Below are 17,387 nucleotides of genomic sequence, written 5' to 3'. Positions count from 1 at the left end.
ATCAACTATGCAAAATAAACAACTGACCATCAGCTCAAGCAATATTACCCGCTGCTTCCTGCTATTTTCCGTACTGCTGACGATTGCCATCGGCCTGTACGGCTACAACTATACCAACGCCTGGCTGGCGGAAAAAAAATACGCCCTGAACAGCATCGCCAACGGCCTGCAAAAGCGCATCGACAACTACCGTTACGTCACCTATCAGATTTACGACAAGTTCGGTAATGCGCCTTCATTGAATGTCGATCCCAGCTTGCAGGAAACCCGACTGCGCCCGGACGTTTACTACCTGGAGAAACCGCATAAAAAAACCGACGCGGTTATTTTTGGCAGTCATGAAGAAGGCACCCTGGCGATGATCGCCAATATTTCAGACTATCTGGATGCCCGCTGGGGGGCCAAGACTGAAAATTACGCCATGTATTACCTTAACGGTCAGGATAACAGCCTGAGCCTAATCACCACTCAGCCGTTAAAAGAACTGGCCTCACGCTTCAAAGAAAGCTATCTGACGACCTCGGCAGAGGACCGCCGGGCTGAAATGCTGCAACAGGCCAATATGCTCGATGAGCGTGAAAGCTTCTCTGCCTTGCGCAAACAGCGCTTCCAGAACACCTATTCGTTCTCTATCCGCACTACTTTTAACCAACCGGGGCATTTGGCCACGGTGATCGCCTTCGATCTGCCGATTAACGACATCATCCCCATTAATATGGCACGGTCCAACTTTATGCTGCTGCCTGATGATAGCAGCATGGACGACGGTACCTTGCCGATCGATAGCGCGACCAGCTCTGGCATTTCGATGAGCGGCAATTGGGTGGAGTTCAGCGCTTCCCTGCCTAATGCATCACTGAAAGTGGTTTACCGTGTTTCTGCTATCAGCCTGGCGATTGACCTGCTGCGGAATAATATCTGGCTGATCGCCATCAATCTGTTGCTATTGGCGTTGTCATTGGTGGGCATTTACTTTATCCGTCGCCAATATATCCGCCCGAGCGAAAACATGGCGGTTGAGCTGGAAGCCGAGCGGGCACTGAATCAGGAAATCATCGCCAGCCTGCCTTCAGGCCTGCTGGTGTACAACTTCGCCAGCAATACGGTCATCGCCAGTAACAAGATCGCCCAGCACCTGCTGCCACACCTCAGCCTGCAAAAAATCGCCCATATGGCCGAACAGCATCACGGCGTGATTCAGGCGACGGTAAACAACGAAGTGTATGAAATCCGCATCTTCCGCAGCCAGCTGTCGCCGGAAACTTACCTGTTCCTGCTTAACGATCAGGACAAGGAAGTGATGGTCAATAAACGTTTGCAGCAGGCACAACGCGAGTACGACAAGAACGTGCAGGCACGCAAACTGATGTTGCATAATCTGGGCATTGAGCTGAATCAACCGGTCCAGCAAATGCACGATTTGGTCGATCGCCTGCGCACGCAAGCAGATGAAGAACAACAGCAAGCGCTGCAAAAGCAACTGGCGGTTCAATCGTCAACGGTGCTGGGGCTGATTGAAAATATCACCCTGCTCACGCGGTTGGAAACCCAGGACTGGCAGCCTTCGCGTCATCCCTTCAGCCCATCGGCCCTGATAGATGAATTGCTGCAGGAAGCCCTGCCGTCCATCAATCAAAAAGGCCTGTCGCTGTTCAACCATTTCCATCTTGACGTTGAACAGCAATATATCGGCGATGCCAACGCACTGCGCAAGGTGATCTCGCTGCTGGTGCATTACGCCATTATCACTACCACCTGCGGCAAGATTTCGCTGGTGATCGATCATGAGCCCGATCACCCCGATCGCCTGGTATTCCATATCAATGACACCGGTTCGGGCATTTCCAACGAAGAAATCAGCAACCTGAATTACCCGTTCCTCAGCCAAACGCTGGTGGACCGCTTTGATCATGGCTCCGGTCTCACCTTCTTCCTGTGTAATCAACTGTGCAAAAAGCTTAACGGCCAGTTGGATATCCGCAGCAAGATAGATATCGGCACTCGCTACACCATCCGCGTCCCTATGGAGATGGAGAAAAAAGAGACGGAGGCGCAGGAAAAACTGCTCGACGGTGTAACCGCCTTGCTGGACATTACTTCTGAGGAAATACGGAGCATTGTCACCCGCCTGCTGCACGCCTATGGCGCGAGTTGCATCGTTGCTGACGAGCGTCAGATTAATCGCGACTACGACGTATTGTTGACCGATAACCCGCAAAGAGCAGATGATTACACCCTGCTGCTGACCAGTGATGAGGCCGGATGGCAACGGCTTGAAAAACGGTATATTCGGGTGAACTATAACCTGAGTGGTGCCATGATCGACGCCGTATTGATGCTGATTGAGCAGCAAATGGCCGCATTGGAACAGCAGGAAAGTGCATTATCACTGACCGCAGATGACATCCAACTCTATGAAAAACAATTGAAATCAAGTGATTACTATGGCCTATTTATTGATACAGTACCCGACGATGTCAAAAAACTGTATACTGAGGCGGGCAGCAGTGATTTCAATGCTCTGTCACAGACAGCACACCGCCTGAAAGGCGTGTTTGCCATGTTAAATCTGCTTCCCGGCAAGCAACTGTGTGAATCGTTAGAACAGCACATCGCAGACGGTGATGCGCTCAAGATCGAGAATAACATCAGTCAGATTGATTTTTTCGTCAGTAGACTGCTGCAGCAAGGTAGCCAACAACATGAATAACCTGAACGTAATTATTGCTGATGACCATCCTATCGTACTGTTTGGCATCCGGAAGTCACTTGAGCAAATTGAATGGGTAAATGTCGTTGGGGAGTTTGAAGACTCAACAGCACTGATCAACAATCTGTCCAAACTGGATGCAAACGTCCTGATCACCGACCTTTCGATGCCAGGCGATAAGTATGGCGACGGCATTACGCTGATCAAATACATCAAACGCCATTATCCGCAGTTGTCGATCATCGTTCTGACCATGAACAACAACCCGGCCATTCTTAGCGCCGTGTTGGATCTGGATATCGAAGGCATCGTGTTGAAACAGGGGGCGCCGACCGACCTGCCGAAAGCGCTGGCCGCACTGCAGAAAGGCAAGAAATTCACGCCGGAAAGCGTCTCCAAACTGTTGGAGAGGATCAGCGCCAGTGGTTACGGTGACAAGCGTCTGTCACCAAAAGAGAGCGAAGTATTGCGCCTGTTCGCCGAAGGTTTCCTGGTGACCGAAATCGCCAAGAAGCTCAATCGCAGCATCAAAACCATCAGCAGCCAGAAGAAATCGGCGATGATGAAGTTGGGTGTTGAGAACGATATTGCGCTGCTCAACTACCTCTCGTCCGTCAGCATGGCACCGCTGGACAAAGAGTAAAATCCCGGTAGTTAACAGAGGGCGTGGCATTATGCCGCGCCCTTTTGCTTTCAGGCGTCCTCAGATTCAGCGCGCATGCGGCGAACCTGTTGGCTGTAATACCCTAATGTCTGTTCCAGCGTTTCCAGGGTCACCGGCTTAGACAGGCAGTTATCCATCCCGGCCTCAATACAGCGCTGTTTTTCTTCCGCCAGGGCATTTGCCGTCACGCCGATGACCGGAGCGGTAAAGTGCATATGGCGCAGGCGTTGGGTCAAACGGTAGCCATCCATATTAGGCATGTTGACGTCGGTCAGCACGATGTCGACGGTATTGCGATTCAACACGTCGAGCGCATCAACCCCATCATTGGCCGTCACTACCTGATAACCCAGCGAGCCAAGCTGGTCGGACAGCAACCGACGGTTAATCGGGTGGTCATCCACCACCAGCAAATGAATATCCCCATTGTCTACCCTGTTGGCCTTGGCCGGCAACGGCAATTGCATCAGAGTATTGCCACTTTCATCACGGGTACCAAACAAGCGGTTGAGCAGCGCCAGGGTTTCACGCGGCGTCGAGGTACTGTGCATCCAATAGCCCGGTCGGGTTTCCTGAGACGGGCCGATATGCTCAATAGAGAACTGGATCTGCGCCAGCAGCGGTGTATTGATCATCAACGGGTGATCGCTGAGCATCACATCCCCTGCCGCAGTATCCTGCCCCTGATGACGCAGTACCGTCGCGCCATAGCCGCCAAGAACCTCCATCAGATAACTTTCCAACCGCTGGTTACGGATAGCCAACCACAGAGTTTTACCTTGCCAGGTATCACTGGGCTGCGGGATCGGGAACTGGGCGTTAAACAGCGGAATGCGGATAGTGAACAGGCTGCCTAATCCCGGCTCAGACTCAACGGCAATATCGCCATCCATCATATTGATCAGCTTTTCGCAAATCGCCAACCCCAGCCCGGTGCCCTGGAAATGGCGTTGCACGCCACTGCCCACCTGGAAGAACGGATCAAACAGGCGGGTAATTTCTTTCTCCGGGATGCCGACCCCAGTATCACGAACGCTAAACTCCAGATAGCTGCCGCGCGTACACACCTGCAGAATGATGCAGCCGGTATCGGTAAACTTAATCGCGTTGTTCAACAAATTGGACAGTACCTGCTGCAACCGTACCGGATCGCCGGAAATGCGCTCCGGTACGTTCTGTTCGATAAAACAGTACAACCCCAGTCGCTTCTTCACCACCAGCGGCAAATAGTTGCCGGCGATATGGGTGATCACCTCCAGGCAGGAGAACTCTCGCGGTTCAATCTTCAGTTGCTCGGATTCGATTTTGGAGAAATCCAGTATATCGCTGATGATCTTCAACAACAGCCCGGACGAGTTATTCATCGCATTGACCAATCGGTCAACGCCTTGGGGTAGCGCCTTGGTTTGCAACAAATCGAGGTTACCGATGATGCCGTACAGCGGGGTACGCAATTCGTGGCTGACGGTCGCCAGGAACATCGATTTGGATTGGCTGGCCTGCTCCGCCGCTGCCGCCATCTCCTGCAGCGACTCTTCCATTTTCACGCGGGCGCTGACATCCACCAGCACACAGATCGCCACATCCTCGTTGCGGTAACGGGAATGAACAAAGCTGATTTGCAGGTTATTGTTATTACTGGTCATCACATCGACAAAATTCACCTGCTGTTCGCAGATGATGCGCGTAATGCGGTCACGATCTTCGTGAGTCAGCAGGTTGATGTAGTTATGCGCCAATTCATTACTCAGAATGTTGGTGCCGTCGCTGATACGCAAAATACAAATCCCCACCGGCGCCGAGGCGACAATCTTGCGGTTGAACTGTTCATGTTCCTCCAGCCGGAAGGCGTTGTCTTCTGCCGGCAGGAACATTTTGCGCTCAAACAGCCAGGCCAGGCTGAATAACACAATGGCGGACAATATATTCAGCAGCACCGCATTGAGGATCAGCATCCTGAAGCGCTCAACCACCGTCTTCACCGGCACAGAATAAACAATACTGAGCGACGACGGCGGCAGCGCTTTTTTCATGATCAGGTCGCGGTAATTATCAACATAACCAAAGTAAGCCGGCTCGTCCGGATAGCTGTTGGGTGCTTGTACATCTCGCTCATCATCCGCCAGCCGCAGTATCGGTTGGTTATTCTCATCCAGCAGGGTTACGCCGGTTGGCAAGCTGCCTGCGGTGACAAAGTCCTCAAGGCGAATGGTTTGCTCAATACCCAGCAACGCCTCCAGCTTGTTACCAATATAAATAGGCGTCAGTACATACAGATAACCGACATCCGGCCGCTGCTGGCTTGGGCTGATCCAGTACAGATTATTGTCTTTGTCCTGGTTCTTGGCATTACGGTATTTAAGGATGCGCTCATGCAGAGTTTTCAGCGCGTCGGCTCGATTGGCCACGCCGCTGCTGCTGCCGCCAAACTCCGCCATGCACAGCGTATCGCCGTCGATGAAAAACACCCGGTTGAGATCGTAGGCCGCGACGAAGTTCTCTTTCCAATACTGGATCAACCCGCTCAGAGAATTGAGCGAGCTGCGGTAGGTGGTATTCAGTGAGCAACTAGACTCTGGATACAGCGGCACAAACTCCAGCGGACTATTTTTGCCGGGAAAGATGCCGCTAAACATGTCCATGCTACTAACTGAACCGTTGAGACGGTTTTCCGACATGTATTTGATATCACGAATGATATCAGCCGAATGACGGATATAGCCTTGAGCCTGATCGAAGTTCAGATTGTAGTCCTGCCGAATGTCAGACTCTTTCTGATGCAGGATATTCAGGATATAGAAGGTGGTGAGCAACGCCCCCAACGACCACAACATGATCGCCAGCACCCGGAACAAATAGCGGGATATCTTTAACGTGGTGCGAAAAGAAGCTAAATATTTCAATCGGATACCATACGAATGTCAGTGGCGACCAGCGCGTTCATGTCAGAACCGGGAGATCTGGCTTGGATCCGGCAATTAAACCATAGAACTGAAAAAGGGCCTAGCATCGCTGCCAGGCCCTTGTTACCTCAGTGCCATAGGGGCTGCCAGCCCCTATGGCTTAGGCGTTGTCTTCTTCTGCGTCATCTGGCGCTTCAGAATCATCACCTTCGTCCAGCGGTGCAGCGTCTTCTTCTGCAACTTCCGCACCCGGTTCGAGGCTGTCCAGCTCTTCGTCTTCCACCGGCTCGGCTACACGCTGCAGACCGACGACGTTCTCGTCTTCCGCAGTACGGATCAGCGTAACACCCTGGGTATTACGACCCACCACGCTAACTTCCGATACGCGGGTACGCACCAGCGTGCCGGCATCTGTAATCATCATGATCTGATCGGTGGTATCCACCTGAACCGCACCAACCACCTGACCATTACGCTCACTCACCTTAATGGAGATAACCCCTTGGGTAGCGCGTGACTTGGTCGGATACTCGGTGACTGCGGTACGTTTACCGTAGCCGTTCTGAGTGACGGTCAGAATGTCGCCTTCACCGCGTGGCACAATCAGGGAAATAACGCTATCGCCTTCGCCCAGATTAATACCACGTACCCCGGTGGCAGTACGACCCATAGAACGCACCTGCGTTTCCGGGAAGCGAACCACTTTACCATTGGCAGAGAACAGCATGACTTCATTGCTACCGTCAGTCAGGTCAACACCAATCAACTCGTCACCCTCGTTGAGGTTAACGGCGATGATGCCGGCGCTGCGTGGGCGGCTGAAATCGGTCAATGCGGTTTTCTTCACGGTGCCGCTGGCGGTGGCCATAAACACGTGACGCCCTTCTTCATACTCGCGTACCGGCAGAATGGCGGTAATACGCTCATTGGCTTCCAGCGGCAGCAGGTTGACGATTGGGCGACCGCGCGCACCACGGCTGGCTTCTGGCAGTTGGTACACCTTCATCCAGTACAGGCGGCCACGGCTGGAGAAGCACAGGATCGTATCGTGGGTGTTGGCCACCAACAGACGATCGATAAAGTCTTCTTCTTTAATACGTGCCGCTGACTTGCCTTTACCGCCACGGCGTTGCGCTTCATAGTCGCTCAACGGCTGATACTTCACATAACCCTGGTGCGACAGCGTAACGACCACGTCTTCCTGGTTGATCAGGTCTTCGATATTAATATCTGACGTGTTGGCGGTGATCTCGGTGCGGCGGCCGTCGTTGTACTGCTCTTTGATTGCCACCAGCTCTTCGCGGATCACTTCCATCAGACGGTCCGGGTTTTCCAGAATAAAGATCAGCGCGGCAATCGCCGTCAGCAGCTCTTTATATTCGTCCAACAGTTTTTCATGCTCCAGGCCGGTCAGTTTCTGCAGACGCAGATCCAGGATCGCCTGAGCCTGCTGCTCGGTCAGATAGTATTTACCGTCACGGATACCGAACTCCGGCTCCAGCCACTCAGGGCGAGCGGCGTCGTCACCGGCGCGCTCCAGCATGGCAGCCACATTACCCAGATCCCAGGCTTGAGCCACCAACGCGGCTTTCGCTTCCGCAGGGGTTGGCGCACGGCGGATCATCTCGATAATCGGATCGATGTTCGCCAGTGCGATAGCCAGAGCTTCCAGGATATGGGCGCGATCGCGGGCTTTACGGAGTTCGAAGATGGTACGGCGAGTCACCACTTCACGACGGTGACGAACAAACGCCTGCAGAATGTCTTTCAGGTTCAGCAGTTTTGGCTGGCCTTGATGCAATGCCACCATGTTGATGCCGAAAGTGACCTGCAGTTGAGTCAACGAATACAGGTTGTTCAACACCACTTCGCCGACCGCGTCGCGTTTGATTTCAACTACGATGCGCATGCCGTCTTTGTCGGATTCGTCACGCAGAGCGCTGATGCCTTCCACGCGTTTTTCTTTGACCAGCTCGGCGATCTTCTCGATCAGACGCGCCTTGTTCACCTGATACGGGATCTCGTGAACAATGATGGTTTCGCGACCAGTTTTAGCATCGGCTTCTACTTCAGCGCGTGCGCGTAAGTAGATTTTGCCGCGCCCGGTGCGGTAAGCCTCTTCAATGCCGCGACGGCCGTTGATGATCGCCGCAGTCGGGAAGTCCGGCCCCGGGATGTGTTCCATCAGGCCTTCGATGCTGATGTTTTCATCATCGATATAGGCCAGGCAGCCGTTGATAACCTCTGACAGGTTATGCGGCGGAATGTTGGTGGCCATACCCACAGCGATGCCCGACGAGCCGTTTACGAGCAGGTTCGGGATCTTGGTTGGCATGACGGCTGGGATCTGCTCGGTGCCATCGTAGTTAGGCACGAAGTCGACGGTTTCTTTTTCCAGATCCGCCAGCAGTTCGTGAGCAATTTTGGACATGCGCACTTCGGTATAACGCATCGCCGCAGCGGAGTCGCCATCGACAGAACCGAAGTTACCCTGACCGTCCACCAGCATATAGCGCAGTGAAAACGGTTGAGCCATACGCACAATGGTGTCGTAAACCGCGCTGTCACCGTGTGGGTGATATTTACCGATTACGTCCCCAACGACACGGGCCGATTTCTTGTATGGTTTATTCCAGTCGTTACCCAATACACTCATCGCGAACAAAACGCGACGGTGCACCGGCTTCAGTCCATCACGAACATCTGGCAGCGCACGTCCGACAATTACGGACATCGCGTAGTCCAGATACGAGTTTTTCAACTCGTCTTCGATGTTTACCGGTGTGATTTCTCTGGCAAGGTCGCTCATGGAGCTGCTATCCCTCTACTAATGATTCATCTGCCCGCTGCCATAGTGGCAAAGGTGTAAAACTATATCACAAAGCACGCTTTACGGGAAAATAACCGCCGCTGTTTAACTTAAATTGTGCATATATGTGCAGTAAAAATGCATCAGCACAGACGGTGCTGCGCCGGAACATGTATAATCCGCGCAACGAGAACCAGGAGCCAAATACGCCCATGAATGCAGAATCATCCAGCCAAGCGCAAAATGTAGACCATCATGAAATCGCCAAGTTCGAGGCCGTAGCCTCACGCTGGTGGGATTTGGAAGGTGAATTCAAGCCGCTGCACCGTATCAACCCGCTGCGTCTGAACTACATCCTGCAGCGTGCCGGCGGCATTTTTGACAAAACCGTACTCGACGTTGGCTGCGGCGGCGGCATTTTGGCGGAAAGCATGGCGCGCGAAGGCGCACAGGTCACCGGGCTGGACATGGGGGCCGAACCGCTGCAGGTTGCCCGGCTGCACGCACTGGAAACCGGCGTGAATGTGACTTACATCCAGGAAACGGTAGAAAGCCATGCGCAGGCCAACCCGCAACGCTATGACGTAGTAACCTGCATGGAAATGCTGGAGCACGTTCCCGATCCGGCCTCGGTGGTACGCGCCTGCGCTCACCTGGTCAAACCGGGTGGGCACGTGTTTTTCTCCACCATTAACCGCAACACCAAAGCCTGGCTGATGGCGGTAGTCGGTGCGGAATATATTCTGAAGATGGTGCCACAGGGTACCCATGACCATAAGAAATTCATCCGCCCTTCTGAGCTGATCGGTTGGGTTGATGGCACGCCACTGCGCGAAAAGCATATGATTGGCCTGCATTACAACCCAATCACCGACCATTTCAAGCTTGGTCGCAACGTCGATGTGAACTATATGGTACATACCCAGCACGAAGGTTAAGCCTGCCAAACCGCGCCGGGACTGGCTTGCCAGTTCCGGTACGCCGATAACATTAAGATAAATACCCAATTTTTCCGCTTTCGATCAAAATCGCCGTTGTAAACAGTTTTTAAGAATATTAAATCAGATCAATATGCCGATTTTTTCTAACGTTTAATAAAGCGGCAAACGATCACGTTTTTCTGATTCTAGGGAAATTCTTATCCCGCTTATTGACAAGCTTGTCGCGCCAGTCACAGCGCGCACTGCGAAAGACAAGTCACATTTCACCCCCAAGTTATCCACAAATTAGGCCACTTTTGTTCACTTGCAAACGCCCTGTTTTCTCACTATCTTGTTACCTCACCGACATACAACCCCTATATATAGTGTTTACATACTGAGCAGAGCTACTACACTTCTGCTTAGGGGCATCATACGGACAGGTAAAACACCACATGAACCAAAGTCTGCTTGTAACTAAACGCGATGGCCGTAAAGAGCGCATCAACCTCGACAAAATCCACCGCGTCATCGATTGGGCCGCGGAAGGGTTAAACAACGTCTCGGTTTCTCAAGTAGAGTTGCGTTCCCATATTCAGTTTTATGACGGCATCAAAACTGCTGATATTCATGAAACCATCATCAAAGCTGCAGCCGATCTGATCTCGCGCGACGCGCCGGACTATCAGTATCTGGCAGCACGCCTGGCCATTTTCCACCTGCGTAAAAAAGCTTACGACCAATTCGAGCCACCGAAGTTGCTCGCTCACGTAACGCGCATGGTAGAAATGGGCAAGTACGATAAGCATCTGCTGGAAGACTACAGCTCTGAAGAGTTCGAGCAGATGGACTCCTTTATCGATCACTGGCGTGACATGAACTTCTCCTACGCGGCCGTTAAACAGCTGGAAGGGAAGTATCTGGTACAGAACCGCGTTAGCGGCGAGATCTACGAGAGCGCTCAGTTCCTGTATATCCTGGTTGCCGCGTGCCTGTTCTCCAACTACCCACGTGATACCCGTCTGGACTACGTTAAACGTTTCTACGATGCGATCTCCACCTTCAAGATTTCTCTGCCTACACCAATCATGTCCGGCGTGCGCACCCCAACCCGCCAGTTCAGCTCTTGCGTGCTGATCGAGTGCGGCGACAGCCTGGATTCCATCAACGCCACCTCCAGCGCCATTGTGAAATACGTTTCGCAACGCGCCGGCATCGGCATCAACGCCGGCCGCATCCGTGCGCTGGGCAGCCCGATCCGTGGCGGTGAAGCCTTCCATACCGGTTGTATCCCGTTCTACAAACATTTCCAAACCGCGGTGAAGTCCTGTTCCCAGGGCGGCGTGCGTGGCGGTGCGGCCACTCTGTTCTACCCAATGTGGCATCTGGAAGTTGAAAGTCTGCTGGTGCTGAAAAACAACCGCGGCGTTGAAGGCAACCGCGTGCGCCACATGGACTACGGCGTGCAATTGAACCGCCTGATGTACCAGCGCCTGATCAAGGGCCAGGACATCACCCTGTTCAGCCCGTCTGACGTCCCGGGCCTGTATGACGCATTCTTCGCCGATCAGGACGAATTCGAACGTCTGTACACCAAGTACGAACAAGACGACAGCATTCGCCAGAAGCGTGTAAAAGCGGTTGAGCTATTCTCACTGATGATGCAAGAACGCGCCTCTACCGGCCGTATCTACATCCAGAACGTTGACCATTGCAACACCCACAGCCCGTTTGATCCGCAGATCGCACCGGTACGCCAGTCCAACCTGTGCCTGGAAATCGCCCTGCCGACCAAGCCACTCGATGACGTCAACGACGAAAACGGTGAAATCGCCCTGTGTACGCTGTCCGCCTTCAACCTCGGCGCCATCGAAAGCCTGGACGATCTGGAAGAGCTGGCTACCCTGGCGGTACGTGCGCTGGATGCCCTGCTGGATTACCAGGACTACCCAATCAAAGCCGCTCATCGTGGCGCCATGGGCCGCCGCACCCTGGGTATCGGCGTAATCAACTACGCTTATTACCTGGCGAAGAACGGCGTGCGCTACTCCGATGGCAGCGCCAATGCCCTGACCCACAAGACTTTCGAAGCCATTCAGTATTACCTGCTGAAAGCCTCGAACCGTCTGGCTCAGGAACAGGGCGCCTGCCCGTGGTTCAATGAAACCACTTATTCACAGGGCATCCTGCCGATTGACACCTACAAGAAAGATCTGGATGTCATCTGCCAGGAACCTCTGCACTACGACTGGGAAACCCTGCGTAAAGAGATCAAGGAAACCGGTCTGCGCAACTCGACCCTGTCGGCGCTGATGCCTTCGGAAACCTCTTCGCAGATTTCCAATGCTACCAACGGCATTGAGCCGCCGCGCGGGCATATCAGTATTAAAGCGTCGAAAGACGGCATTCTGCGCCAGGTGGTGCCAGAGTATGAGCGTCTGAAAAACGATTACGAACTACTGTGGGAAATGCCGAACAACGACGGCTACCTACAACTGGTCGGTCTGATGCAGAAATTTATCGACCAGTCGATCTCTGCCAACACCAACTATGACCCAACCCGTTTCCCGGGCGGCAAGGTGCCAATGAAGCAGCTGTTGAAAGACCTGCTGACTACCTACAAGTTTGGTGTCAAGACACTGTACTATCAGAACACCCGCGACGGTGCCGATGATATTCAGGAAGATTTGCTGCCGGCAAAGGGCGGCGATGATGACTGCGAAAGCGGCGCCTGCAAGATCTAAAGTTTGACACAGCGGGCCGGAACTCTTCCGGCCCCTTCTAATTCAGCACGGCACTAATGGATTCAGGCTTATGGCTTACACCACATTTTCTCAAAATAAAAACAACCAGTTGCTGGAACCGATGTTCTTCGGTCAGTCGGTTAACGTTGCACGTTTCGATCAGCAAAAACATGAAATCTTCGAAAAACTGATTGAGAAGCAACTGTCCTTCTTCTGGCGTCCGGAAGAAGTTGATGTTTCCCGCGACCGTATCGACTACCAGGCGCTGCCGGAACATGAAAAACACATTTTCATCAGCAACCTGAAATATCAGACGCTGCTCGATTCGATCCAGGGCCGCAGCCCGAACGTCGCCCTGTTGCCGCTGATCTCGATCCCGGAGCTGGAAACCTGGATAGAAACCTGGTCCTTCTCTGAGACCATCCACTCGCGTTCTTACACCCATATTATCCGTAACATCGTTAACGATCCGGCGCTGGTGTTTGACGACATCGTCACCAACGAAGAGATCCTCAAGCGCGCGAAAGACATCTCCGGCTACTACGACGAGCTGATCGAGATGACCGGCTACTATCATCTGCTGGGTGAAGGCACCCATCAGGTCAACGGCAAGACAGTGACCGTTACCCTGCGTGCCCTGAAGAAACAGCTCTATCTGTGCCTGATGAGCGTTAACGCACTGGAAGCAATCCGCTTCTACGTCAGTTTTGCCTGTTCATTTGCCTTCGCGGAACGTGAACTGATGGAAGGCAATGCAAAAATCATCAAGCTGATTGCCCGTGACGAAGCGCTGCACCTGACCGGCACCCAGCATATGCTGAACCTGATGCGTTCCGGCGAAGATGACCCTGAGATGGCGGAAATCGCCGTTGAGTGTCAGCAGCAGTGCTATGACCTGTTTGTACTGGCAGCCGAGCAGGAAAAAGAGTGGGCGGAATACCTGTTCCGTGACGGCTCGATGATCGGCCTGAACAAAGACATTCTGTGCCAGTATGTGGAATACATCACCAATATCCGCATGCAGGCAGTGGGTCTCGGCCTGCCGTTCGCCACCCGCTCTAACCCGATCCCATGGATCAACGCCTGGTTAGTGTCAGACAACGTTCAGGTAGCACCGCAAGAAGTAGAAGTCAGCTCCTACCTGGTCGGCCAGATCGATTCGGAAGTACACGCCGACGACCTGAGCGACTTCGAACTCTAAGCGATGGCATCATCAATCGTCACGTTGCGTGCCTCCGGCACGCAGCTATCCTGCCCGAAAAGTGAAAGCTGCCTGCTCGACGTACTGGAACTGCACGACGTGCAGGTAGAATACCAATGTCGCTCCGGCTATTGCGGCGCCTGTCGCCTGAAATTGATAAAAGGCGAAGTGACCTATCACCAGCAGCCGCTGGCGTTTATCAACGACGGCGAGATCCTGCCCTGCTGCTGCATGCCACTGACCGATATCGAACTGGAACTGTAAAAAGTTGGGTGCCTGAAACCGCGCCTAGAGACCAGAAGGCGGGGTTTCCCCCGCCCTATGATTACCGCTTCACATCACAAGCTAACCTGATCAAAATAGTGATACTTTCCTGATAGATTGCCAGCTCACACAGTGAACCTCTTATCATCCAGATAAATACCAAAATCGTAATACATACAACAGTTAACGAGTGAAACACATGCTTTAACCGCATGCTTGCCTCCTTGCTGTGAAGGGGCTACCATAACGGTGTCTAGGCGTTAGGGCAGCCCCATTCTGATTGATAGTCAGTTTGGGGCTTTCATCTATCCGCCTTGCCACACAATGCCCAAGACGAATAGTCTCAAGCACCCGCAGCGATCGTAGCAGCCTCTCCTCAACACGATAACCCCTTATAACATTATGATTAATAAGGGATATATCACTGCCATCAAGCATTCTCTACTCGATAATTTCGACGTTCTCCAGCCAGCCGTTTTTCCCACACACGGGTCCACCGTTCAGCCAACGCCGCAGCATATCCAATGCCAGCATTGCCACCGACTCCTGCCGCAGACGCAAGCCATGGCGCGCCGCCCGGTAGCGTACCGTCTGGCCGATCCCCCCCTTCGGCGTGTGCAACGCAACGCTCACCTGGTTGCCATTCATGGCACTGACCGCCAGTGCCAGTTGCGCCCCGGTCAGTTCCGCCAGTGAACGCGCACGGGCCAGTGTGGTTTCCAGCGTTTCCACACAATGCGACGGCAGCAACTCGCCACCGGCCAGCGGTGCGCCTTCGGTCTGCAACTGCAGATTGATCAATCCGGCGCTGAACTGTTCGCTCAGCGCCAGCTTCAACCCCAACTGGTTCAAGCGTTGCGTCAGCACTGCCGGCAAGCCGATAGTCCCCTCAAACAAGGTGTTGTCACCCGCCACCTGGCGTACCCGTTCCCAGGCCTGCTCCATCGCCGCACGCTGGCTGACCGGGCCGGTCAGCTTCAGCTCAATGATCGGGCTGGAGGATCGGTAACCGAGCACCACTTCCGGCGGCAGCGGCATGCCATCGAGTTCGGCGGCCAGATCGCTTTCGGAGGTACCAAAGGTGGTTAAACGCAAACACAGCGGCGCTGCCGGCAAGGTAAAGCGCTCGCGCAGGCGCGGGACAATTTGCTGTTCGACCATCACTTTGAATTCAGAAGGGACACCGGGGGTGAAGAACATCGTGCACCGGTTCAGCTTCAACGCAAAACCACAGGCGGTACCCACCGGGTTATCGAGCATCTCGGCGTTTGCCGGGATCTGCGCCTGTTTACGGTTGGAAGCCGCCATCGGTCGACCACGTTCGGCAAAATAAGCCTCCATACGCGCCAACCATTGGGCATGTTCCACCAGTTCAACACCACAAGCGCTAGCCGCCGCCAGTGCGCTGAGATCGTCACTGGTCGGCCCCAGACCGCCGTTAACGATCAGCACATCGGCGATGTGGCTACGTTCCAGTAATGTTTCGATCAAAGAGGAGAGGCTGTCCCCCACCGTTTCGCGACCGCTCATCGGCATACCCTGCTGGAACAGATAGTCTGCCAGCCAGGCGGCATTGGTATCTATAATTTGGCCGTGCAGCACCTCATCACCAGTGCTAAGCATCTCCACCCTTAACATTGATCTCTCCCACATTTTCTGATCATTCCACTATAGAAGCCTGTAAATAAGTTTTCACTACGCATTGCCGGTTAATTTCTGTTGAGGGCACTTTTTTGCGATATCACGTGGATCACTAGCGCGTAAACATAAGATTACATATGCCGTAACGCCTGTTTGACACAAAATAATCAATCATCTATCCTGCCGCACTTAGAATGATTTACCTATAATTTTCCAAAATCTTTGGCTGGTAGAGAAAAACGTGAAGAATCGCACGCTTGGCAGTGTTTTTATCGTGGCAGGAACCACCATTGGCGCAGGGATGTTGGCGATGCCACTGGCGGCGGCCGGTGTTGGCTTTGGCGTCACGCTGGGTCTGTTGGTCGGCCTGTGGCTGTTGATGTGTTATACCGCGCTGCTGCTGGTCGAGGTTTATCAGCATGAACAGGCGGATACCGGCCTCGGTACTCTTGCAAAGCGCTATCTTGGCGGCGGCGGGCAATGGCTGACCAGTTTTAGCATGATGTTCCTGATGTATGCCCTGACTGCGGCCTATATCAGCGGTGCCGGTGAATTACTGGCGGCCAGCATCAGCCAATGGACCTCGCAGGATTTCCCTACCACCCTCGGCGTGCTGCTGTTTACTCTGGTGGCGGGCGGCGTCGTCTGCATCGGCACCCATTCGGTCGACTTATTTAACCGCATCCTGTTCAGCGCCAAAGTGGTCTTCCTGATTGTGATGCTGGGCCTGATGTTGCCAAATATCCATCAAACCAACCTGATGACCCTGCCGCTGGAGCAAGGGCTGGCGCTGTCGGCCATTCCGGTGATTTTCACTTCGTTCGGCTTCCACGGCAGCGTGCCCAGCATTGTTAACTACATGGGCGGGAATATCCGCAAACTGCGCTGGGTGTTCATTATCGGCAGCGCCATTCCGCTGGTGGCCTATATCTTCTGGCAGTTGGCGACGCTCGGCAGCATCAGCTCCACCACTTTCGTCGGCATTTTGGCGCAGCAAGCCGGCCTGAACGGTCTGCTGCAGGCGGTACGCGACGTCGTGGCGTCCCCCCATGTCGAACTGGCAGTGCACCTGTTTGCCGATCTGGCGTTAGCTACCTCGTTCCTTGGGGTTGCACTCGGGCTGTTTGATTTTCTGGCCGACCTGTTTAAACGCCAGGACAACGTGCGTGGTCGTCTGCAGACCGGCGCCATCACTTTCTTGCCACCGTTGGCTTTCGCCCTGTTCTATCCGCGTGGCTTTGTATTGGCTCTGGGGTTTGCCGCCATTGCACTGGCGGTGCTGGCGTTGTTGCTGCCGTCATTGCTGGTGTGGAAAACACGTCAGCAGCATCGGGCAAAATACCGCGTCTGGGGTGGCACACCAGCACTGGCGCTGGTATTTGTTTGCGGAATAACGGTGATTGCCATTCAGTTGGGCATTGCCAGCGGCATTCTGCCGGCGGTAGGGTAATAGATAGAACCATTAAATAAAGGGGCCGCTTGGCCCCTCAGACTGATGACAAACCTCATTCCTGCCCAGAGCGAGTAGAGG

General features: G+C 53.6%; 11 protein-coding genes. 7 read left to right on the top strand and 4 right to left on the bottom strand.

Annotation, left to right across the window (positions count from 1 at the left end; genetic code table 11):
* Window positions 1-7: 7 nt before the first annotated feature.
* A complete protein-coding gene (rcsD, locus tag ACUTSU_RS09675) occupies window positions 8-2,710 on the top strand; it encodes a phosphotransferase RcsD (RefSeq protein ID WP_445650304.1) in 2,703 nt (900 codons plus the stop codon).
* Window positions 2,703-3,353 carry a response regulator transcription factor RcsB gene (gene rcsB, locus ACUTSU_RS09670; RefSeq protein WP_004947156.1) on the top strand — a complete coding sequence of 217 codons (651 nt, stop codon included), beginning with the start codon at window positions 2,703-2,705 and terminating at the stop codon, window positions 3,351-3,353. Before rcsD ends, rcsB begins: the two co-directional genes overlap by 8 nt.
* 50 nt (window positions 3,354-3,403) lie before the next feature.
* Here the strand turns inward: rcsB and rcsC are convergent, their stop codons facing one another.
* Both rcsC and gyrA read right to left on the bottom strand, forming a co-directional pair.
* Complete coding sequence (gene rcsC / locus ACUTSU_RS09665) at window positions 3,404-6,277, bottom strand: two-component system sensor histidine kinase RcsC (RefSeq protein ID WP_445650303.1); 2,874 nt, start codon at window positions 6,275-6,277, stop codon at window positions 3,404-3,406.
* Between the two features lie 160 nt (window positions 6,278-6,437).
* A complete protein-coding gene (gene gyrA, locus ACUTSU_RS09660) occupies window positions 6,438-9,086 on the bottom strand; it encodes a DNA topoisomerase (ATP-hydrolyzing) subunit A (RefSeq protein WP_445650302.1) in 2,649 nt (882 codons plus the stop codon).
* Between the two features lie 212 nt (window positions 9,087-9,298).
* On the opposite strand from gyrA, the gene ubiG reads away from it, so the two are divergent.
* The 4 genes from ubiG to yfaE all read left to right on the top strand — a co-directional run bounded on the left by ubiG (window position 9,299) and on the right by yfaE (window position 14,215).
* Window positions 9,299-10,024, top strand: a complete 726-nt coding sequence (gene ubiG, locus ACUTSU_RS09655) for a bifunctional 2-polyprenyl-6-hydroxyphenol methylase/3-demethylubiquinol 3-O-methyltransferase UbiG (RefSeq protein WP_135317314.1) — start codon at window positions 9,299-9,301, stop codon at window positions 10,022-10,024.
* Window positions 10,025-10,461: 437 nt separating this feature from the next.
* Window positions 10,462-12,750 (top strand): class 1a ribonucleoside-diphosphate reductase subunit alpha, encoded by a 2,289-nt coding sequence (gene nrdA / locus ACUTSU_RS09650; protein WP_174353843.1) that lies wholly within the window; start codon window positions 10,462-10,464, stop codon window positions 12,748-12,750.
* A 70-nt stretch (window positions 12,751-12,820) separates the two neighbouring features.
* Window positions 12,821-13,951, top strand: coding sequence for a class Ia ribonucleoside-diphosphate reductase subunit beta (gene nrdB, locus ACUTSU_RS09645; RefSeq protein WP_445650301.1), 1,131 nt, complete (start codon window positions 12,821-12,823; stop codon window positions 13,949-13,951).
* A gap of 3 nt (window positions 13,952-13,954) precedes the next feature.
* A complete protein-coding gene (yfaE, locus tag ACUTSU_RS09640; protein WP_445650300.1) occupies window positions 13,955-14,215 on the top strand; it encodes a class I ribonucleotide reductase maintenance protein YfaE in 261 nt (86 codons plus the stop codon).
* 61 nt (window positions 14,216-14,276) lie between these two features.
* On the opposite strand, the gene ACUTSU_RS09635 is transcribed toward yfaE, so the two are convergent.
* Window positions 14,277-14,429 carry a Hok/Gef family protein gene (locus ACUTSU_RS09635; protein ID WP_135317318.1) on the bottom strand — a complete coding sequence of 51 codons (153 nt, stop codon included), beginning with the start codon at window positions 14,427-14,429 and terminating at the stop codon, window positions 14,277-14,279.
* A 227-nt stretch (window positions 14,430-14,656) separates the two neighbouring features.
* Window positions 14,657-15,853, bottom strand: a complete 1,197-nt coding sequence (locus ACUTSU_RS09630; protein WP_445650299.1) for a nicotinamide mononucleotide deamidase-related protein YfaY — start codon at window positions 15,851-15,853, stop codon at window positions 14,657-14,659.
* A 244-nt stretch (window positions 15,854-16,097) separates the two neighbouring features.
* Here ACUTSU_RS09630 and tyrP point away from each other — a divergent pair, with 244 nt between their 5' ends.
* Window positions 16,098-17,306 (top strand): tyrosine transporter TyrP, encoded by a 1,209-nt coding sequence (gene tyrP / locus ACUTSU_RS09625; protein WP_445650298.1) that lies wholly within the window; start codon window positions 16,098-16,100, stop codon window positions 17,304-17,306.
* Window positions 17,307-17,387: the final 81 nt, after the last annotated feature.

The organism is Serratia sp. NA_13 (assembly GCF_052691735.1).
The sequence above is the reverse complement of the archived record's forward strand: the minus strand, read 5'-3'. Positions and strand labels throughout refer to the sequence as shown.